This window comes from Marinobacterium sp. xm-m-383, assembly GCF_013283255.1.
Taxonomy (GTDB): domain Bacteria; phylum Pseudomonadota; class Gammaproteobacteria; order Pseudomonadales; family Balneatricaceae; genus Marinobacterium_E.
This window is the reverse complement of sequence record NZ_WBYT01000001.1, coordinates 516,302-536,566: the sequence shown is the minus strand read 5'-3', so window position 1 is coordinate 536,566 and position 20,265 is coordinate 516,302. Positions and strand designations below refer to the sequence as shown.

The following is a 20,265-nucleotide window of genomic DNA, read 5'->3' as shown; positions in this document are numbered from 1 at the left end:
CTTGAATTAACAACGATCTGATCCTATTAATTAACTATATCGATTAAAGGTGTCTGTTATGCGGATTGCGATTGTTTGGTTTTTTTCTCTTTTGATCAGCTCAGTGAGTCAGGCTGGCCTACCGATCAGTGACTCGCAGGGGCAATCCTTGCCGTCTATTGCCCCAATGTTGGAGAGGGTGAATCCAGCGGTCGTCAACATCTCGACCTTCTCGACACGTCAGATCGTCAACCCACTGTTGAACGACCCCTTTTTTCAACGCTTTTTCAACATTCCTAGAGATGCCTTTCCGCAACAACGCCGCAGTCAGAGCAGTGCCGGCTCTGGTGTGATTGTCGATGCCGAGCAGGGTACGATCATTACCAACTATCACGTCATTAAAGGGGCTGACGAGGTTCAGATTGGTCTTACCGATGGGCGCAGTTTTAAAGCCCGTTTAATTGGGGCCGACCCTGAAGTGGACATTGCGGTATTGGATATCGATGCCACGGGGTTGAGCGAGTTATCGATCCGCGACTCCTCGTCACTCAGAGTCGGTGATTTTGTTGTGGCGATCGGTAACCCCTTTGGACTTGGGCAGACCATCACAACGGGTGTCGTCAGTGCGTTAGGGCGTTCAGGTTTGGGTATCGAGGGGTATGAAAACTTCATTCAGACCGACGCCTCTATCAACCCCGGCAACTCCGGTGGTGCTCTCGTCGATTTGAATGGAGACTTGTTGGGTATTAATACAGCCATTATTGCGCCAAGCGGAGGAAATGTCGGAATAGGCTTTGCAATCCCCAGTAATATGGCACGACGTGTTGCTGATCAATTGATTGAAGAGGGTCGCGTGACACGTGGCTGGGCAGGGCTTTCGGTGCAACCGCTAACCGCTGATTTACGTCAGGCGTTTGGGCTTGATGATCAGCAAAACGGTGTGATCGTTTCAGAGGTGATTAAGGACTCTCCTGCTGATCGTGCCGGTCTTCAAGTCGGCGACATCATTACCGCACTGGATGGTAGAGCACTGATCTCAGCGGCTACTATTCTTAACGCTGTGGCATTTGCAGCCGAAGGGGATCAACTAATGCTGGAACTACTGCGCAATGCTGAGCCGCGATCCGCCAAGCTGATCGTCGCCTATCAACAACCTAAATCTGATCCAGAACAGGGGGCTCTTCATCCGTTACTGTCTGGTGCCGTCTTTGAGCCAGTGACCAGTGGCAGAGGGGTTCAGGTCAAAAGTGTTGAACAGGGAAGCCGGGCCGCTCGGGCAGGGTTGGTCGCTGGCGATCTTGTTGTCTCTATCAATCGACGTTCGGTTCGAACCCTAGAGGATCTACAGCGTGAACTCTCTGGCAGTTCTAATCAGTTATTGATTCAACTTCAGCGTGGCCGCTCAATGTTTTATCTGGTCTTAAGATAAATCTGAGATTACCTAGCAACTTTTCAAAACTGTTCTACACTGAACACATTAATTACCTAATTGTCATATAGGGCTTAAAGAGAAATCATTAATGAAAGGTGTAGTGTTTAATATCCTTGAGGATATGGTAGTGGAAAAGGGCGGTGTTGTTCTCTGGCAACAGCTTCTTAATAGGGCCGGCGTTGAGGGTAGCTATATTTCAGTGGATACCTATGAAGATGCCGAACTCTTTAAGATTGTTCATGAAGTCCAACAGGCGCTCGATATTCCCCTAGAGGATGTGATTCGCAGTTTTGGTGATTTCATGTTTGCTAAGCTGGCGGAACGTTACCCTATGTTTGTTGAAGCTGAGGGCGATCTTTTTGGTTTCTTGAAAAGTATCGAGCCGGTGATTCACTTAGAGGTACAAAAACTCTACACAGAGGCTAACCTTCCGACAATTGATTGCGCCAATGGTGACAACAATCGACTGGTAATGAACTATCGTTCGCCGCGAAAACTCTGTATTTTGGCAGAGGGGTTAATCCAGGGGGCGGCCACTTACTATCAAACCCCTATCAATATTGAGCACGATATCTGTATGCACAGAGAGTCTGACCACTGCGAACTCAGCATAAGTAAAGTGAATGTCTGAAGAGTTAGAGCTGTACAAACAAGCGTATGAACGAGAACGTAAAGCGCGTCTTGCAGCAGAAGATGTGCTGGAGACTCGTTCGCGTGAGCTGTTTCTAAAAAACCAGGAGCTCGAAGCCTCTTTGGTTCAGTTAAAAGCGCAGCAAGATGCACTGATTCGATCTGAAAAGTTGGCTACGCTTGGTACGCTTGTCTCTGGCGTGGCACACGAGATTAACAACCCGCTGTCGTTTGTTCACTCTAATGTAGACACCTTGGGTCAGCACAGTGACGCCATCGCTAAACTCTATCCTCTATTGATCGAATCTCTAGCGGTAGATGAATCTGAACGACCTGCGTTTGCTGAGCGTGTGTTCAAGTTCCTTGAAGAGGAAGATCTTGAATATTTCACCGATGAATTAGATGAGTTGGTTTCTGATACCAATGACGGTGTCCAGAGGGTGAAGGAGATCGTTCGCAACTTAAGAAGCTTTGCTCGAATGGATGCTCAGGTTAGAACAGAAGCCGATCTTAATGAGGGAATTCGAAGTACCCTTAAATTGATTAACAACCAGATCAGTGCCAACACGCGGGTCAACCTCTCTCTTGAAGAGATTCCTCCAGTGCTCTGTAACCCCGGTGAGATCAATCAGGTCCTTTTAAATATTCTTGTTAATGCAGCACAAGCGCTTGAGGGTCAGCGTGAACCAACCTTAGAGATCACGTCCAAAGAGAACCAAGGCTGGGTTGAGATATCGATAGCCGATAACGGTAAAGGGATGACCAAAGAGATACAGCAACGTATTTTTGAACCCTTCTACACAACAAAGGATATTGGTAAAGGTACGGGGCTGGGTCTATCCATCTCCTATGGCATTATTAGCCATCATCAGGGTGAGCTTTTGGTTGATTCCGCACCAAATAAGGGCACAACTTTCACGCTAAGAGTGCCAATTCAAACCCGCTAATCACCGCTTATATAACAACCCATTTCTTTACATAAAAATGTCATATAAATGTGACGAAATTATCTATTTTCTTCTAGCCCGCACCACAGCTGAATCTTCGCCCCTTGCCCAATAAGTCAAGAAATTTTTGACGCATATTTGCTATTGCAAAGTTCGTCTAGATCACTATATTTAGTGTCTGTTGTTTGTCGAATAACTATATGTAGTGATTTATGTTGGATAGACAACCACAAGATATAGTGTTGTGTGAAGTAGCAATCAGCACCCTCAGGCAGCACGAATAATAACACCGACTAAGAAGTGGAATGTCGTTATGCAACAGGGTTTAAAGGTCACAAAACGCGATGGTAGCCAAGAGTCACTGGATCTAGAGAAGATCCACAAAGTTGTGACTTGGGCTGCAACCGGTCTAAAGACTGTGTCTGTCTCTCAAGTAGAGCTGAGTGCCAACATGCAATTCTTTGAGGGTATCTCAACATCAGACATCCATGAGACCCTAATCAAAGCGGCTGCCGATCTTATTTCAGAAGAGGCGCCTGATTACCAATACCTTGCTGCGCGCCTTGCGATCTTCCACTTACGCAAGAAAGCGTTCGGTGAATTCGAACCACCCCACCTATTTGCCCATGTCCAAGCCATGGTGAATGACGGTCGTTACGATAAGCACCTTTTAGAAGACTACACTGAAGCGGAATTCAATGAGCTGAATGACTACCTTGCTCATGATCGCGACATGAACTTCAGCTACGCGGCCGTTAAGCAGCTAGAGGGTAAATACCTTCTACAAAACCGTGTTACGGGTAAGATTTACGAGAGCCCACAGCAGCTCTACATGTTGGTAGCCGCTTGTCTCTTCTCTAAATACCCACAAGAGACGCGTTTGGGCTATGTAAAACGTTTCTACGATGCCTGTTCTCTGTTTAAACTGTCGCTACCGACGCCGATTATGGCGGGCGTTCGTACACCGACCCGTCAGTTCAGCTCTTGTGTATTGATTGAAACGGGTGACAGTCTGGATTCAATCAACGCGACAGCCTCTTCGATCGTTAAATACGTATCACAGCGTGCGGGTATCGGTATCAATGCCGGTAGCATCCGTGCCCTAGGTAGCCCAATCCGTCAGGGTGAAGCTTTCCACACTGGATGTATTCCTTTCTACAAACACTTCCAAACAGCGGTTAAAAGCTGTTCACAAGGGGGTGTGCGAGGGGGTGCTGCGACTCTGTTCTACCCAATCTGGCACTTGGAAGTGGAGTCACTGTTGGTTCTTAAGAACAACCGTGGTGTCGAAGAGAATCGTGTCCGTCACCTAGATTACGGTGTCCAGATCAACCGAATGATGTACCAGCGTTTGATCAAAGGCGGCAATATCACCTTGTTCAGCCCACACGAAGTACCTGGTTTGTACGATGCGTTCTTTGCTGACCAAGATGAGTTTGAGCGTCTCTATGAGCAGTACGAACAGGATCCAAATATCCGCAAACAGACGATCAAAGCGGTTGAGTTGTTTGGTATTCTTGCATCCGAGCGTGCATCGACTGGCCGTATCTACATTCAGAACGTGGACCACTGTAATACGCACAGTCCGTTCGATCCTACTGTGGCTCCGGTTAAGCAGTCCAACCTCTGCCTTGAGATTGCGCTGCCAACTAAGCCTTTGAAAGAGGTGAATGATCCGGACGGTGAAATTGCTCTCTGTACACTGTCAGCGTTCAACCTTGGCGCACTAGAGAACTTAGATGAGCTAGAAGAGCTATCAGAGTTGATTGTTCGTGCACTAGACAGTCTGTTGGACTACCAGGATTACCCTGTTCCAGCTGCATGCACTGCAACCATGGGTCGTCGTACTCTGGGTGTCGGTGTCACCAACATGGCTTACTACCTAGCGAAGAACTCTGTTCGTTACTCCGATGGCAGTGCTAATGGCCTAGTACACCGTACCTTTGAAGCGATTCAGTACTTCCTGTTGAAGGCATCAAACAACTTGGCAAAAGAGCTGGGTGCCTGTCCGAAATTCAACGAGACCACCTACGCTCAGGGTATTCTGCCAATCGACACCTACAAGCGTGAAGTTGATACCTTCTGCGAAGAGCCATTGAACTACTTCTGGGAGACACTTCGCGAAGATATCCGTGAATTTGGTCTGCGTAACAGCACCCTTACGGCGTTGATGCCCTGTGAGACCTCTTCGCAGATAACTAACTCAACCAACGGCATTGAACCACCACGTGGTTATGTTTCGGTTAAGTCGAGTAAAGATGGTGTGATGAAACAGATCGTACCTGAGTACTTAGAGCTGAAAGATAACTACGAACTCTTGTGGTCAATCCCAGACAACGAAGGCTACCTACAGTTGGTCGGCATCATGCAGAAATTCGTAGACCAATCAATCTCTGCAAACACCAACTATGACCCGGCTAAGTTCCCTGGTGAGAAGGTACCAATGAAGCAGTTGTTGAAAGATCTTCTAACTGCCTACAAGTACGGTGTTAAGACACTTTACTACCACAACACTCGTGACGGTGCTAAAGATCAGCACGATGACATGGGTGGCTGTGAAGGCGGCGCTTGTAAACTTTAAATCTGTAGTTCGCCGCCCAGTACTTCGGGCGGCCGTTTAAACTTTTACGAAGAGGTTAGGGCAGATGTCTTACTCTACATTCAGTACCAGTAATCACGATGCAACTCGCGAACCGATGTTTCTAGGTCGCAGTGTTAACGTTGCGCGTTACGACAAACAGAAATATCCAATCTTTGAAAAGCTGATCGAGAAGCAGCTCTCTTTCTTCTGGCGCCCAGAAGAGGTTGATCTAAGTACTGACCGTAAAGACTTCATGGCATTGCCAGAGCATGAACAGCACATCTTCTTGAGCAATCTTAAATACCAAACCCTGCTGGATTCAGTGCAGGGTCGGTCGCCAAACGTCGCGTTTTTGCCGATCGTCTCTATCCCTGAGCTTGAGACCTGGTTTGAAACTTGGGCGTTCAGTGAGACCATTCACAGCCGTTCGTACACGCACATCATTCGCAACATTGTGACTGAACCGTCTAAGGTGTTTGATACCATCGTGACCAACCCAGAGATCGTTGAGCGAGCTGAAGCGGTGACGCGTCTTTACGATGAGTTGATAGAGCTAGTGAATGTCTTCACCATTCATGGTGAAGGTAAGCACACAATCGACGGTAATCTGGTCGATGCAACGCTCTACAACATCAAAACGAAACTCTACTTAACGCTGGTATCTGTTAACGTTTTGGAAGCGATCCGTTTCTACGTTAGCTTCGCCTGTTCATTTGCATTTGCAGAGCGTGCAGTTATGGAGGGTAATGCGAAGATTATCCGTCTGATTGCACGTGATGAAGCGCTGCACCTCACCGGCACACAGCACATGATCAACATCATGGCCTCGGGTGCTGATGATCCTGATTTCAAACAGATCGCTATTGAGCAGAAAGAGGAAGTGATCAAACTCTTCCGTGATGCGGCAGAACAAGAGAAATCTTGGGCAGAGTATCTCTTTAGTCAGGGCTCAATGATCGGCCTAAACGCGCGAATTCTGGGTGATTACGTTGAGTACATTACCAACGTTCGAATGAAAGCTTTGGGTCTAGAAGAGATCTTCGAGAACCGCGCTAACCCATTGCCTTGGATGAACTCATGGTTGGTCAGCGATAACGTCCAAGTGGCTCCTCAAGAGTCAGAAATCAGCTCCTACCTGGTCGGTCAAATCGACAACGAAGTAGGGGATGAGGATTTCGAAGGCTTTGACCTTTAATTTGAGGGTTTGACGATGTCGGGTATCCCACGCATCAAAGTCAGCAACCATCACACCTTCTACTACCAGTATGAGTTTTCACTGCTTGATGCATTGGAAGCTCAACAAATACCTGCACCTTACAACTGCCGCGGTGGATACTGTGGATGTTGTAAGGTGCGTCTGTTAGATGGCGAAGTTGAACCTGTTCAGGATGCACTGGTGGACTGTGCAGAAGGAGAGGTTTTAACCTGCTGTTGTCGTCCCAAAGGGCACATAGAGATCGAAATTCCAGACGCCGAACAGCCCCTCTAAATCCGCACCAAAATGAGACAGAAATAATTTTTGTTCACAGTGCAAGTTTTTTATAAGAAAAAAGTACAAAAATATTTTAAAAAAATTATAAAATCCTGTTGAATAATTTAAGTTATTGAATTTTAAGGATATATTTTTACCGGTTCAAAATTGAACCAATTTGCTGAACGCCCCAGTTCATCGGTAGTAGCGCACTTCTTCCAAACATTATTCACCAAGTTATCCACAGATTCTGTGAGTAATAAAAACGGTGAAAAAAACACTTTTTGGTCTTGACAGGGAGAGATCAAAATACTGTCTTACTTCGCCCTTGGGTATAATTAACTAACCACTAATTTTCGACGAGTATTGGTAAATGACTGATTTTGAAAATGAAGTAATCAAATCGACCCAGCATTGGGTGGATAAAATGGTCGTCGGGCTAAATCTCTGCCCCTTTGCCAAGAAAAGCATCGATCAAAATCAGTTACGCTATCTTGTCTACACCGGTGACGACATTGAGTCGATTACTCAGCTGTTGGTCGAAGAGCTAGAGCGACTAGTGAACGATAAGAGTATCGAAACGACCCTATTGATCCACCCCAACTTTACGAAAGACTTTGATGCCTACTTAGATTATCTGGCCGGTGTCGATGAACTGATCGACGCACTGGGTTATTCGGGCGTTTTCCAAGTGGCTGGCTTCCACCCAGATTATCAGTTTGACGGTGTCGCAGAGATCGACCCTGCAAACCATACCAATCGATCCCCTTATCCCATGATGCATCTGCTTCGCGAAGCGAGCGTCGCCTGGGCCGTCGAGACACACCCTGACATCGACTCGGTGCCGGAACGTAATGTGGAGCTGTTGCGGGAGATGGGAGAGAAGGGGATTCAAGAGTTGATCTCTGGAAAACGCTGATAGGGCGGATGTCAGGCTGAAGCCAGACACCGGAGAATTAACCAAGCTACGGAGTGACGGTGACTGGCTTTCAGCCTCTCATCCGCTATCTTAATTTCGCGGTTTGTCGCTGTGCGCCAATTCGCTCCTACAATTTCGCGGTTTGTCGCTGCGCGCCAATTCGCTCCTACAATTTAATGCTCCGTTTGTAGGAGCGAATTACCACGAAGTGGTAAACCGCGAAACAACCGCAGAGCGGTTCGTTGTTAAACAAAAAACCCGGCAAAAGCCGGGTTTTTTAAGCGTTAATCAACCGATTACGCTTGAACCGTTGGAATCACAGAAGAGGCTTTCTCTACGTAGTTTTCCATCTGATCGAAGTTTAGGTAACGGTAGATGTCACCTGCCATGCTGTCGATCTTCTGAGCGTAGCTCATGTACTCTTCAACCGTTGGCAGCTTGCCCTCTAGAGCAGCAACTGACGCTAGTTCAGCAGAGGCTAGGAAGACATCGGCGCCATCACCTAGACGGTTAGGGAAGTTACGAGTCGAAGTAGAGACTACAGTCGATTTCGCAGCAACACGTGCTTGGTTACCCATACAGAGTGAACATCCAGGCATCTCCATGCGAGCACCGGCTTTACCGAAGATGTTGTAGTAACCTTCGTCACTTAGCTGAGCCGCATCCATCTTCGTTGGTGGAGCGATCCACATACGCGTTGGGATTGAGGCACCTGATGCTTCAAGCAGTTTACCTGCAGCACGGAAGTGACCGATGTTAGTCATACAAGAACCGATGAATACTTCATCGATCTTCTCGCCCTGTACTGTTGAAAGTAGGCGAGCATCGTCTGGATCGTTTGGAGCACAAAGGATTGGCTCTTTGATGTCCGCTAGATCGATTTCGATCACACAAGCGTATTCTGCGTCAGAATCAGCACGCATTAGGCTTGGGTTAGCTAGCCACTCTTCCATGCCTTTGATACGACGTTCGATAGTACGCGCATCACCGTAGCCTTCAGCGATCATCCACTTAAGCATGACGATGTTCGACTTCAAGTATTCTGCGACTGAATCTTCACCTAGAGTGATAGTACAGCCTGCTGCAGAACGCTCTGCAGATGCGTCAGATAGTTCGAATGCCTGTTCAACTGTTAGCTCTTCAAGACCTTCGATCTCAAGAACGCGACCAGAGAAGATGTTCTTCTTACCCGCTTTAGCAACCGTTAGGTGACCCTCTTTGATTGCGTAGTAAGGGATCGCGTGTACAAGGTCACGTAGCGTGATGCCAGGGTTACGTTTGCCTTTGAAACGAACCAATACTGACTCAGGCATATCCAGAGGCATAACGCCTGTAGCCGCAGCGAATGCAACTAGACCAGAACCTGCAGGGAAAGAGATACCGAGTGGGAAACGAGTGTGCGAGTCGCCACCAGTACCCACAGTGTCAGGAAGAAGCATGCGGTTCAACCAAGAGTGGATAACACCGTCACCTGGGCGAAGCGATACACCGCCACGGTTCATGATGAAGTCAGGAAGCGTGTGGTGAGTGTTAACGTCTACTGGTTTAGGGTAAGCCGCTGTGTGACAGAATGACTGCATAGTAAGATCAGCAGAGAAACCAAGACAGGCAAGATCCTTAAGCTCGTCACGCGTCATTGGACCAGTGGTATCCTGTGAACCAACCGTTGTCATCTTAGGCTCGCAGTACATGCCTGGACGAACACCGTCCATGCCGCATGCTTTACCAACCATCTTCTGAGCTAGAGTGTAACCTTTGCCAGAGTCAGCAGGTTGTTGTGGCTTACGGAACAGATCCGTTTGACCTAGACCGAGTGCTTCACGTGCTTTATCCGTTAGACCACGACCGATGATCAGTGGGATACGACCGCCTGCACGAACTTCGTCTAGAAGAACCTGAGTTTTCAGACCGAATTCACAGATCACTTCATCAGTGCCGTGCTTACATACTTTACCTTCGTATGGGTAAACGTCGATCACGTCGCCCATGTTTAGGTCGTCAACTGGCATCTCGATCGGTAGTGCGCCAGCATCTTCCATTGTGTTGTAGAAGATAGGAGCGATTTTGCCGCCGAAACAGTAGCCGCCAGCACGTTTGTTAGGCACGTTCGGGATATCATCACCGAAGAACCATAGAACTGAGTTCGTTGCAGACTTACGAGAAGAGCCAGTACCAACAACGTCACCCACGTAAGCAACTGGGAAGCCTTTTGCTTTAACTTCTTCGATCTGAGCTAGAGGACCTTTAACACCAGGTACTTCTGGGTTAATGCCTTCACGTTCCATCTTAAGCATCGCGTTAGCGTGCAGTGGAATATCAGGGCGTGACCATGCATCTGGAGCAGGTGATAGGTCGTCAGTGTTTGTTTCGCCAGGTACTTTGAATACAGTCACTGTGATTTTTTCAGCAACTTCAGGCTTGCTAGTGAACCACTCAGCGTTAGCCCAAGACTCCATCACCTGTTTAGCTGATGCGTTACCTGCATCCATCTTCTCTTTTACGTCGTGGAACGCATCGAACATAAGAAGTGTGTGCGATAGACCTTTAACAGCAGCAGGTGCTAGTTCAGCGTCATCTAGGCTCTTGATCATTGGCTCGATGTTGTAACCACCTAGCATTGTGCCAAGAAGCTCAACCGCAGCAACTTTGCTGATTAGAGGAGATGAAGCTTCACCGTTAGCGATCGCCGCCAAGAAACCTGCTTTCACGTAAGCAGCTTGGTCAACACCGGCAGGAACACGGTTAGTTAAAAGGTCTAGAAGAAACTCTTCTTCGCCTGCTGGTGGGTTTTTAAGTAGCTCAACCAGTGCGCTGGTTTGATCAGCGTCTAGTGGCTTTGGCGGTACGCCTTCTGCGGCACGTTCTTCAACGTGTTTACGGTAAGCTTCAAGCACGATATGGCCCTCATTAATGGCTACACCTAACACCCTTGTGAGGCGAAAGGAGGATATCTTCCCGATATCAATGGTTATTAAAAAAACGCCGTTATTCTACAGGAGTCGCCATTCTCTGTTAATCACCCAAAGGCTAAAAGGCCTTTATACTTTGGGCTTGTAACCGGCTGTTTATAGAACCTTTTCTTATTTTTTTAAAAAGAAAAAGTATATCGCTGCAGCGCAACATATCTAAGAGGGTACCGGACGGGTGCGCTGATCGTTATAATTCGCCCCACCCAACAATCATATGGAGAGAGACGTGGACGCGTTAACCGAGATTCAAAGCTTTTTAGGATGCCAAACACCGGATCAGTGGATCCAGGTGGCCAAAGATCCTAAGCATCAATCTCTGCTACTGACCGACCACGCTCACTGTGAGAAGAAAGCGGCCTCTACGGCCATGACACTGATGTTTCGATACGTCGATCGTCCAGAGCTTCTCAATAAGATGTCACGACTCGCACGAGAGGAGTTGATCCATTTCGAACAGGTGTTGGGTCTGATGGACAGGCGTGGTTTTAAATATGGCAACCTTTCTGCGTCGCGTTACGCCAGTGGTCTGCATGAGTTGGTTCGACGTGAAGAGCCGGGTCGATTGATCGATACGTTGATTGTCGGTGCGTTTATTGAGGCACGCTCCTGTGAGCGATTCGCCGCATTGGCCCCATACCTTGATGAAGAGTTGGCTAAGTTCTATCGCTCACTGCTGCGCTCTGAGGGCCGTCACTATCAGGACTATCTAAAACTGGCTGAAGATTATGCGGGTGAGCCGATTACCGATCGAATTGAACTTTTCCGCCAGAGAGAGCAAGAGTTAGTGGAGTCAGAAGATGATCTGTTCCGCTTTCATTCGGGTAAGCCTACACTCAATTAAGTAAAATCTTCTGGGGGTTCAAACTTAGAGAGTGTGAACTCCTTTTTGTGACTCAGAAGATAATAACCGCTTGAGCTCCAGTCACCCAAAACAACCCTGGTTAGCGAATCATTACCATTGATATTGGTATGAATGCTGGGTCTATGAGTGTGTCCATGGATCAGTATCTGACACTCTTCTTTTGTAAGTAATTCTTCGCAAAATCCAAAATTTACATCCATGATGTAATCTTCTTTGTTGCTGTTTTGCTGTTGGCTTTCATCGCGAATTTGGCGTGCAATGGCGAGGCGTTCCTCAATACTTTTCGCTAGAAAGCCTTGCTGCCAGTTTGGGTCTCTCACCTGGTTTCGAAAGGCCTGGTAGGCGGCATCATCAATGCAGAGTTCATCGCCGTGCATCAGTAGGGCGGTGCCGCGTTTGGGTAGCTCAATCTTGATCTGTTCAGGTAGTAGTTCGGCTGACAGTTTACTTGCACTTTTCTTGCCTAACAGGAAGTCACGGTTGCCGTGCATGAGATAGATGCTCGTACCCGTTCGGCTTAAGGCTTCGAAGTAGGGTTGAATCTCTTTGAGAACAGGGTCGGCAAAATCGTCACCAATCCAGGCTTCAAAAATATCACCCAGTAGGTAGAGTTCATCGCTAGAAGGCGCGATATGTGAGAGGAAGTAACGAAGCGCCCGAGTGATCTCGGGTCGCTCCGCTTGCAGGTGAAGGTCTGAAATGAATAGACGTTTCAAGATTAAGCCTGAACTTCAGCCTTCTCAATGATGACATCGTCAACCGGTACGTCTTGGTGACCCACTTTCATAGTAGTAGGTACCAGTTTGATTTTGTCGACTACCTCTTGGCCCTCAACAACTTTACCAAATACCGCGTAGCCCCAGCCTTGCGTGTTCTTGCCAGAGTGATCAAGGAAGGCGTTATCCGCTACGTTGATGAAGAACTGAGCAGAGGCTGAGTGTGGGTCCATTGTGCGTGCCATTGCAACGGTGTACATCTCGTTGCTTAGACCGTTATCGGCTTCGTTCTCAATCGGTTCGCGAGTTTTTTTCTGGTGCATGCCTGGCTCAAAACCACCGCCTTGAATCATGAAGTTGCTGATGACGCGGTGGAAAATCACACCGTCGTAAAAACCCTCTTTAACGTACTGTTCGAAGTTCGCCGCAGTTTTTGGAGCCTTGTCAAAATCGAGTTCAATTTTGATTTCGCCGAAGTTGGTCGTAAGAACGATCATCAGTTTTTCCCTTTAAGTTGAAATTTGTGCGAAGTATATCAGATCAAATAGAGGTTTCGCCCTGTATTGACGTGTTCGGATGGCATATAATTCCGCGCTTATTATTTTACAGTCACGTCAAAGTTGAATTATGAGTAAAAACGAAGCGGTTACCGTTACCAATTTCATTCATCAGATCGTTGAAAAGGATCTAGAGCAGGGCACGCATCAGGGTAAGGTTGTTACCCGTTTCCCACCAGAGCCCAATGGTTTTCTTCACATTGGTCATGCCAAATCGATCTGTCTGAACTTTGGTACGGCTGAGAAGTACCAAGGTGTCTGTAACCTTCGTTTTGATGACACCAACCCAGAGAAAGAGTCACAAGAGTACATCGATGCAATCACGCGCGATGTTGAGTGGTTGGGTTACAAATGGAATGGTGACATCCGCTACACCTCAAACTACTTCGATCAACTCTATGCTTGGGCGGTTCACCTGATTCAAGAGGGCAAAGCCTTTGTCTGTGAGCTGAATGGCGAAGAGATGCGTCAGTACCGCGGTAATTTGACCGAGCCGGGCAAAAACAGCCCGTTCCGTGATCGCTCACCTGAAGAGAACCTAGCGCTGTTTGAAAAGATGCGTGATGGTGGCTTCGAAGAGGGTGAAGCGGCGTTGCGTGCCAAGATTGATATGGCATCGCCTAACATGAACATGCGTGATCCGGTTATCTACCGTATCCGCAAAGCACATCACCACCAGACGGGTGATAAGTGGTGTATCTATCCGAGCTACGACTTCGCACATGGTCAATCGGATGCGATTGAAGAGATTACACACTCGATCTGTACGCTCGAGTTTGAAGATCACCGTCCACTCTACGACTGGTTTGTTGCCAATCTGCCAGTACCGGCAACACCCCGTCAGTATGAATTTGCACGTCTCAATCTGAACTACACCATCACCTCTAAGCGCAAGCTGAAACAGCTTGTCGATGAGCAGCACGTTTCAGGCTGGGATGATCCGCGTATGCCAACCATCTCTGGTTTGCGTCGTCGCGGTTATACACCCGATTCAATTCGTAATTTCTGTGACATGATCGGCGTGACACGCTCTAACTCAACGGTCGACATGGGTATGCTGGAAGCGGCTATTCGTGAAGATCTGGACGCTAAATCACCTCGTGCTATGTGTGTGACGGATCCCATCAAACTGACCATTACCAACTACGAAGAGGGTAAAGAGGAGTGGTTTGAGGTGCCTGTACACCCTAAAGATGAGTCGATGGGCGTACGTCGTATTCCGTTTACTAAGAACCTTCTGATTGAGCGCGAAGATTTTGCGATGGAAGCGCCTAAGAAGTGGAAACGTTTGGCACCAGGGTTTGCCGTACGTCTGCGTGGCGCTTTCTGTGTCACCTGTGAAGAGGTGATCACCAATGAGCAGGGTGAAGTAACCGAATTATTAGTAACCTATGATCCGGCGACTAAAGGTGAAAACCCAACCGATTACAAGCCTAAGGGTGTCATTCATTGGGTCAGTTCAGACAACTCAATTCCTTGTGAAGTGCGTCTCTACGATCGACTATTTACTGAAGCGAATCCAGATGGGGATAAAGAGCGCGATTTCTTGGAGTTCATCAATCCAGAGTCTCTATCGGTATTCCCCAATGCACGTGTAGAGGTTGGTATGGCTAATGCGGCAATCGAGAGCCGTTATCAGTTTGAGCGACAGGGTTTCTTTGCGGTTGATCCAGACAGTAACTCAGATCGCTTAGTCTTTAACCGCACTGTGGGTCTTCGTGACTCTTGGGCGAAAATGGCGAAATAGATGCGCTGGATCTCTCTGGCTCTTCCACTGCTGATCTTGATCGGTTGTTCATCGTCACCGGTGAATCGAGCGCACTGGTCAGAGCTGAGATTGATGCCAACATCGATTCGCTCCTTAGGCGAAAATTTGCCAGAAGGCTCTGGTTTGGCGCTTCACAATCAGACCCTATGGTCAATTAATGATGGCGGTAATGATCCCATCCTTTATGGGTTTGATTTAACGGATGACTCAGCCACAAAGGTGGAAAAGGTTACCCTAAGGAATGCGGCTAATCTTGATTGGGAGTCACTGATTACCACCAGTGAGGCGCTGGTCATTGCTGATTGCGGAAATAATCGCGGTGATCGTATCTGGTTTCAGTTCCACTCAATCAGTTGGGATCAGCTAGTGGAGAGCCAAGCCTTGGTGGATGCCAATACCATTAATGTGAAATTGGCCGATGTCACGCCAGCGGTAGAGCGCCAGGATCACAATCGTGACTGTGAAGCAGTCACAGAGGTTGACGGTAACTACTGGCTCTTTACTAAGAATTGGCGAGATCAAAAGAGTCGGCTCTATATAGTCGATCCAAACTCTGATCAACAGTCGGTAAGTTCGCACCAGAGTTTTGATGTGGCCGGTTTAATTACCGGTGCTGATTATGACGCAAAGAGTCGTCGTTTAGCGCTTATAGGTTATGGCAGTGGCTTTGCCGTCACCCAGCCCTTCATCTGGATAGTTCCAGTGTATCAGGGAGAGGCAGAGTTTGATCAGGCGGTGCGCTACTCACTGGCGAAGATGGGGCAGTGGGAAGCGATTCACTGGTACCAAGGTCATTTATTGATTTCACGCGAAACCAGTCCGCTGGGTGGCGCGTTGTTGGCAGAGGTTAAGCTGCCAACTCAAATGCATTAATACGGATAGAGTATGTTTCAACTATACAACACACTTTCAAAATCAAAGCAGCCCTTCACCCCGATTGAAGCGGGTAAAATCCGCATGTATGTCTGCGGGGTGACCGTCTACGATCTGTGTCATATAGGTCATGCGCGAGTAATGGTCTCGTTTGATGTGATCACTCGTTACCTACGGGCGCGTGGTTGGGATGTTGAGTATGTTCGAAACATCACCGATGTCGATGACAAGATTCTAAAGCGCGCAGCTGAGAACGGTGAGACTCCTGATCAGCTGACTCAGCGTATGATCGCGGCGATGCATGAAGATGAGGCTTCGCTAAGCGTACTGCGTCCTGATCAAGAGCCGCGTGCAACCCATCACATTCAAGACATTATCGACATGGTCCAAGCCCTTATCGACAAAGGTTTTGCCTATGCAGCGGCCAACGGTGATGTCTACTACCGGGTTGAGAAGTTTGAGACATATGGACGCCTAACCAATAAGGTGATTGACGAGCTTCGTTCAGGTGCTCGTGTCGAGGTTGAGGCAGCAAAAGAGAGTCCACTCGACTTTGTACTTTGGAAAGCTGCTAAACCAGGTGAGACCAGTTGGGAATCGCCTTGGGGAGCTGGCCGTCCAGGTTGGCACATTGAGTGTTCAGCCATGTCTAAATGCTGTCTAGGTGAAACCTTTGATATTCACGGTGGCGGACCTGATCTTCCCTTCCCGCACCATGAAAATGAGATTGCTCAGTCGGAAGCTGCTAATGGCAAGACCTATGTAAACTATTGGATGCATGCTGGCCCTGTGCGAGTGAACAAAGAGAAGATGTCCAAGTCGTTGGGTAACTTCTTTACGATTCGTGAAGTGCTTAAAGAGCATAATCCAGAGGTGGTTCGCTACTTCTTATCGAGTGTGCATTACCGCTCTTCGATCGATTACTCGCTGGATAGTCTTAAAGAGGCCCGTTCAGCACTGGATCGTTTCTATCAAGCGCTCGACGGGGTAGAGATACCTGAAGTTGAGATCGCCTCAAATGACTACAGCGATCGATTCTTTGCAGCGATGGATGATGACTTTAATACTCCAATGGCGTTTGCTGTGCTGTTTGAGATGGCCAGTGAGCTAAACCGCCTGAAAGGTAAAGATGAGGCAGCGGCTTCACAATTGGCAGGTCAGATTAAGGCGCTTGCCGGAGTTGTCGGTCTATTGCAGCAAAACCCTAAAGATTTTCTACAGCAGGGCGGTGCCGGAGAGATCAGTGGCGATGAAGTGGAAGCGTTGATCGTTGAGCGTAAAGAGGCGAGAGCGAACAAAGACTTTGCCCGCTCTGATGAAATTCGTGATCAGTTGGCTGCTGCGGGTGTGATTCTTAAGGATGGTCCAGAGGGTACGACCTGGTATCGGGAAGGGTAAACGTACAAACCGCTTGAGCGATTTGATCGCGGTCTGCCTTAGAGGCAGAGCGCTCCTACAGTAAGACTTCGCAACGCTCTTTTTGCTTAGCTCGACTGTAGGAGCGAATTGGCGCGAAGCGACAAACCGCGAACGTAATTCTCCGGTGACAGGCTGAAAGCCAGTCACCGCCACTCCGTAGCTTGGTTAATTCACCGGTGATAGGTCTTCAGCCTGTCATCCGCCACCTCACCGTCTTCCAGAAACCCCAGCTAAAGCACCGAAATCCCCGGTTTCTGATCAACTATTAATCAAAACGAAAAAAAATCTTTAAAAAAGTAAAACAGGGTATTGACCACCTGCAGGTCAGGTCGTAGGATACGCACCTCCTCGCAGATGACGACTTCCATCCAGTCACTTGTGAGGTCGGGCAGCACGTTAGGCGCCCATAGCTCAATTGGATAGAGCAACGGCCTTCTAAGCCGTAGGTTGCAGGTTCGAGCCCTGCTGGGCGCGCCAAGCAACCTGTCCAGATGTACCACAATGGTGGGTGTAGCTCAGTTGGTAGAGCCCCGGATTGTGATTCCGGTGGTCGTGGGTTCGAGCCCCATCATCCACCCCAATTTTTGGGTACATCATAAAAGTATGCGGTCGTGGTGGAATTGGTAGACACGCCAGATTTAGGTTCTGGTGCCGCAAGGTGTGAGAGTTCGAGTCTCTCCGACCGCACCATACTTTTATAATGAGCAACACTATTCGGCTCAGCCGAATCGCAACAATCCAGATGCGGTCGTGGTGGAATTGGTAGACACGCCAGATTTAGGTTCTGGTGCCGCAAGGTGTGAGAGTTCGAGTCTCTCCGACCGCACCATCTGGAAACACCCCTTAGAAGTTCCCTCTTTTTTATCGCTCACATTATCAAGCTCATCTTCGTTTTCTATACCTTGTAACTTTTTCAGTTCTGTTGGCATGTTTACTTGACTAATGGGCTCAGTTACCGGAAAATTTCGCGCTTGATTTTAATGACTCGGACTGCGTCATTTTTGATGACAGAAGAGTTTGACACTCTCAAAAGAATTAATGAGGAATTCCATGCAAGTTTCTGTAGAGACTACTTCAGGCCTTCAGCGCCAACTAACCGTGACTGTTCCGGCCGAACGTATCGATACTGACGTTGAGAAGCAGGTTGTACAGCAGGCTCGCACTCGCCGTATGGACGGTTTCCGTCCAGGTAAAGTACCTGCAAAAGTAATTAAGCGTATGTACGGTGACGCGATTCGTTACGAAGTACTAAACCGCGTCGTACAAGAGACTTTCTACGAAGCTGTTCAGCAGGAATCACTAATGCCAGCAGGCGCTCCTTCTATCGAGTTCAAAACCGATAAAGAAGGTGAAGACTTTGCATACGTTGCGACATTCGACGTTTACCCAGAGATCGAACTAAAAGATCTAGCGGGCGTTGAAGTTGAGAAAGCAACAGCATCGATCAAAGCGGCTGACGTTAAGAACATGATCGACACACTTCGCAAGCAGCAGAGCACGTTTAAAGCGACTCGCGGCATGGTTAAAGAAGGCTTCCAAGTTAACATCGACTTTGAAGGTTTCGTAGATGGCGAAGCGTTCGAAGGCGGTAAAGCAGAAGGCCAAGACCTAGTAATCGGTTCTGGTAGCATGATCCCTGGTTTCGAAGATGGCATCATCGGTAAGAAGAAAGGCGAAGAGTTCGACGTAGAAGTCACTTTCCCTGAAGAGTACCAGTCTGAAGCGCTAGCGGGTAAAGCTGCAACCTTCAAGATGAAGCTTAACGAAGTGTCTAAGCCAGAACTTCCTGAGCTAAACGAAGAGTTCTTCGCTAAGTTCGGTGTCTCTTCTGCAGACGAAGCTGAATTCAAAGCGGAAGTTGAAAAGAACATGGCTCGTGAAATGAACCACGCGCTTAAAACTAAGACTAAAACAGCTGTATTCGATGCACTGATCGCTCAGAACGATATCGAAGCACCAGCAGCAATGATCGATGATGAAGTGAACGTACTTCGTCAGCAAGCGGTTCAGCAGTTTGGTGGCCAGGCTCAAATCGATCCAAACACTCTACCTAAAGAGCTGTTCGAAGAGCAGGCAATCCGTCGCGTTAAGATCGGTCTTCTAGTACAAGAAGTGATCAAAGCGGGTAACCTTGAAGCGACTGACGAGCGTGTTGATGCGATTCTTGCGGATATCGCAGAGAGCTACGACGATGCTGATGAAGTGATCAGCTACTACAAAGGCAACGAACAGATGCTAAATCAGATCCGTAGCCTTGCTCTAGAAGACGAAGTTGTTGACCACCTTCTTGCATCTGCTAAGGTGAAGGAAGTTAAAGTCAGCTACGAAGAAGCTCTTAAGCCGGCTCAGCAGTAATTATTGTTGAGTAATGGATCTAAACCTCGTTTAGATCCCTATAAAAAACGGCAGTTAGCGAAAGCTGGCTGTCGTTTTTTGGTTATTAGTGCCGTGAATAAGGAAAACTATTGATGTCAGATATCTACTCAGGCCGCCCATTTGATGTAACAGACAGTGGCTTGGTGCCAATGGTTGTCGAGCAGAGTTCCCGTGGTGAGCGTGCTTACGATATTTACTCTCGCCTATTAAAAGAGCGAGTAATCTTTATGGTCGGTCCTGTGGAAGATCACATGGCGAACCTGATCGTCGCACAGATGCTCTTTTTGGAAGCGGAAAATCCAGAAAAAGATATCCACTTGTACATCAATTCACCTGGTGGATCGGTCACTGCCGGTATGGCAATCTACGATACCATGCAGTTCATTAAACCGGATGTCAGCACCATGGTATTGGGTCAAGCGGCTAGCATGGGTTCATTCCTTGCGATGGCCGGCGCCAAAGGTAAGCGCTTCTTGCTACCTGAATCACGTACAATGATTCACCGTGTCAGCTCAGGTACACCAGGTACACGTGGCTCTGTACATGTACAAGAGCTTGAGTTTGAAGATGCTCGTCGTCACATGGAAGAGGCTAAGCGCCTTAACGATCGTCTGACCGAGATCTACGCTGAACGTAACACAGCGGGTAAGTCGTACGAAGAGTTGTACGAAATCATGAAACACGACACCTTCCTATCAGCCGAACAGGCGGTGGAATTTGGTCTAGCTGACAAAGTGCTTAGTAGCCGAGAAGGCTAATCTTTTTA

Annotated in this window: 16 protein-coding genes and 4 tRNA genes; 17 read left to right on the top strand and 3 right to left on the bottom strand. The window is 48.0% G+C overall.

Going from position 1 to position 20,265, the window contains the following annotated elements; genetic code table 11:
• Positions 1–58 precede the first annotated feature (58 nt).
• From XMM383_RS02530 to XMM383_RS02500, 7 genes are all read left to right on the top strand, one after another.
• Positions 59–1,408 carry a Do family serine endopeptidase gene (locus XMM383_RS02530; protein WP_173494468.1) on the top strand — a complete coding sequence of 450 codons (1,350 nt, stop codon included), beginning with the start codon at positions 59–61 and terminating at the stop codon, positions 1,406–1,408.
• A 91-nt stretch (positions 1,409–1,499) separates the two neighbouring features.
• Entirely contained in the window at positions 1,500–2,042 is a 543-nt protein-coding gene (locus XMM383_RS02525; RefSeq protein ID WP_173484010.1) for a heme NO-binding domain-containing protein, read from the top strand.
• The gene (locus XMM383_RS02520) at positions 2,035–2,988 is read left to right on the top strand and encodes a sensor histidine kinase (RefSeq protein WP_173484009.1); all 954 of its coding nucleotides are present in this window, start codon (positions 2,035–2,037) and stop codon (positions 2,986–2,988) included. Before XMM383_RS02525 ends, XMM383_RS02520 begins: the two co-directional genes overlap by 8 nt.
• A 313-nt stretch (positions 2,989–3,301) precedes the next feature.
• Positions 3,302–5,569, top strand: a complete 2,268-nt coding sequence (gene nrdA / locus XMM383_RS02515; protein ID WP_173494467.1) for a class 1a ribonucleoside-diphosphate reductase subunit alpha — start codon at positions 3,302–3,304, stop codon at positions 5,567–5,569.
• A 64-nt stretch (positions 5,570–5,633) separates the two neighbouring features.
• Entirely contained in the window at positions 5,634–6,764 is a 1,131-nt protein-coding gene (gene nrdB, locus XMM383_RS02510; RefSeq protein ID WP_173483685.1) for a class Ia ribonucleoside-diphosphate reductase subunit beta, read from the top strand.
• A 15-nt stretch (positions 6,765–6,779) separates the two neighbouring features.
• Positions 6,780–7,058 (top strand): class I ribonucleotide reductase maintenance protein YfaE, encoded by a 279-nt coding sequence (gene yfaE, locus XMM383_RS02505; protein WP_173481025.1) that lies wholly within the window; start codon positions 6,780–6,782, stop codon positions 7,056–7,058.
• Positions 7,059–7,413: 355 nt separating this feature from the next.
• On the top strand, positions 7,414–7,959 hold the full coding sequence (locus tag XMM383_RS02500) for a DUF1415 domain-containing protein (protein ID WP_173484008.1): 546 nt from the start codon (positions 7,414–7,416) through the stop codon (positions 7,957–7,959).
• 296 nt (positions 7,960–8,255) lie between these two features.
• On the opposite strand, the gene acnB is transcribed toward XMM383_RS02500, so the two are convergent.
• Entirely contained in the window at positions 8,256–10,853 is a 2,598-nt protein-coding gene (acnB, locus tag XMM383_RS02495; protein ID WP_173494466.1) for a bifunctional aconitate hydratase 2/2-methylisocitrate dehydratase, read from the bottom strand.
• Between the two features lie 301 nt (positions 10,854–11,154).
• On the opposite strand from acnB, the gene XMM383_RS02490 reads away from it, so the two are divergent.
• Positions 11,155–11,769: a tRNA-(ms[2]io[6]A)-hydroxylase gene (locus XMM383_RS02490; RefSeq protein WP_371731436.1), complete on the top strand. Its 615-nt coding sequence runs from the start codon at positions 11,155–11,157 to the stop codon at positions 11,767–11,769.
• On the opposite strand, the gene XMM383_RS02485 is transcribed toward XMM383_RS02490, so the two are convergent.
• The gene (locus XMM383_RS02485) at positions 11,766–12,506 is read right to left on the bottom strand and encodes a UDP-2,3-diacylglucosamine diphosphatase (RefSeq protein WP_173489220.1); all 741 of its coding nucleotides are present in this window, start codon (positions 12,504–12,506) and stop codon (positions 11,766–11,768) included. The genes XMM383_RS02490 and XMM383_RS02485 overlap by 4 nt on opposite strands.
• Before the next feature lie 2 nt (positions 12,507–12,508).
• Complete coding sequence (locus tag XMM383_RS02480; protein ID WP_173483688.1) at positions 12,509–13,003, bottom strand: peptidylprolyl isomerase; 495 nt, start codon at positions 13,001–13,003, stop codon at positions 12,509–12,511.
• A 130-nt stretch (positions 13,004–13,133) separates the two neighbouring features.
• On the opposite strand from XMM383_RS02480, the gene XMM383_RS02475 reads away from it, so the two are divergent.
• The 9 genes from XMM383_RS02475 (at position 13,134) to XMM383_RS02435 (ending at position 20,257) form a co-directional block, all read left to right on the top strand.
• Positions 13,134–14,810 carry a glutamine--tRNA ligase/YqeY domain fusion protein gene (locus tag XMM383_RS02475; RefSeq protein ID WP_173494465.1) on the top strand — a complete coding sequence of 559 codons (1,677 nt, stop codon included), beginning with the start codon at positions 13,134–13,136 and terminating at the stop codon, positions 14,808–14,810.
• A complete protein-coding gene (locus tag XMM383_RS02470; protein ID WP_173494464.1) occupies positions 14,811–15,704 on the top strand; it encodes a hypothetical protein in 894 nt (297 codons plus the stop codon).
• Between the two features lie 12 nt (positions 15,705–15,716).
• Positions 15,717–17,102, top strand: a complete 1,386-nt coding sequence (gene cysS / locus XMM383_RS02465; protein WP_173484003.1) for a cysteine--tRNA ligase — start codon at positions 15,717–15,719, stop codon at positions 17,100–17,102.
• Positions 17,103–17,523: 421 nt separating this feature from the next.
• Positions 17,524–17,600 (top strand) — tRNA-Arg (locus tag XMM383_RS02460).
• A gap of 27 nt (positions 17,601–17,627) precedes the next feature.
• Positions 17,628–17,703, top strand: a tRNA-His gene (locus XMM383_RS02455).
• 25 nt (positions 17,704–17,728) lie between these two features.
• Positions 17,729–17,813 (top strand) — tRNA-Leu (locus XMM383_RS02450).
• Between the two features lie 54 nt (positions 17,814–17,867).
• A tRNA-Leu gene (locus XMM383_RS02445) sits at positions 17,868–17,952 on the top strand.
• 221 nt (positions 17,953–18,173) lie between these two features.
• The gene (gene tig, locus XMM383_RS02440; protein ID WP_173483692.1) at positions 18,174–19,478 is read left to right on the top strand and encodes a trigger factor; all 1,305 of its coding nucleotides are present in this window, start codon (positions 18,174–18,176) and stop codon (positions 19,476–19,478) included.
• A 113-nt stretch (positions 19,479–19,591) separates the two neighbouring features.
• Complete coding sequence (locus XMM383_RS02435; protein ID WP_173483693.1) at positions 19,592–20,257, top strand: ATP-dependent Clp protease proteolytic subunit; 666 nt, start codon at positions 19,592–19,594, stop codon at positions 20,255–20,257.
• The last annotated feature ends 8 nt before the right edge of the window (positions 20,258–20,265 follow it).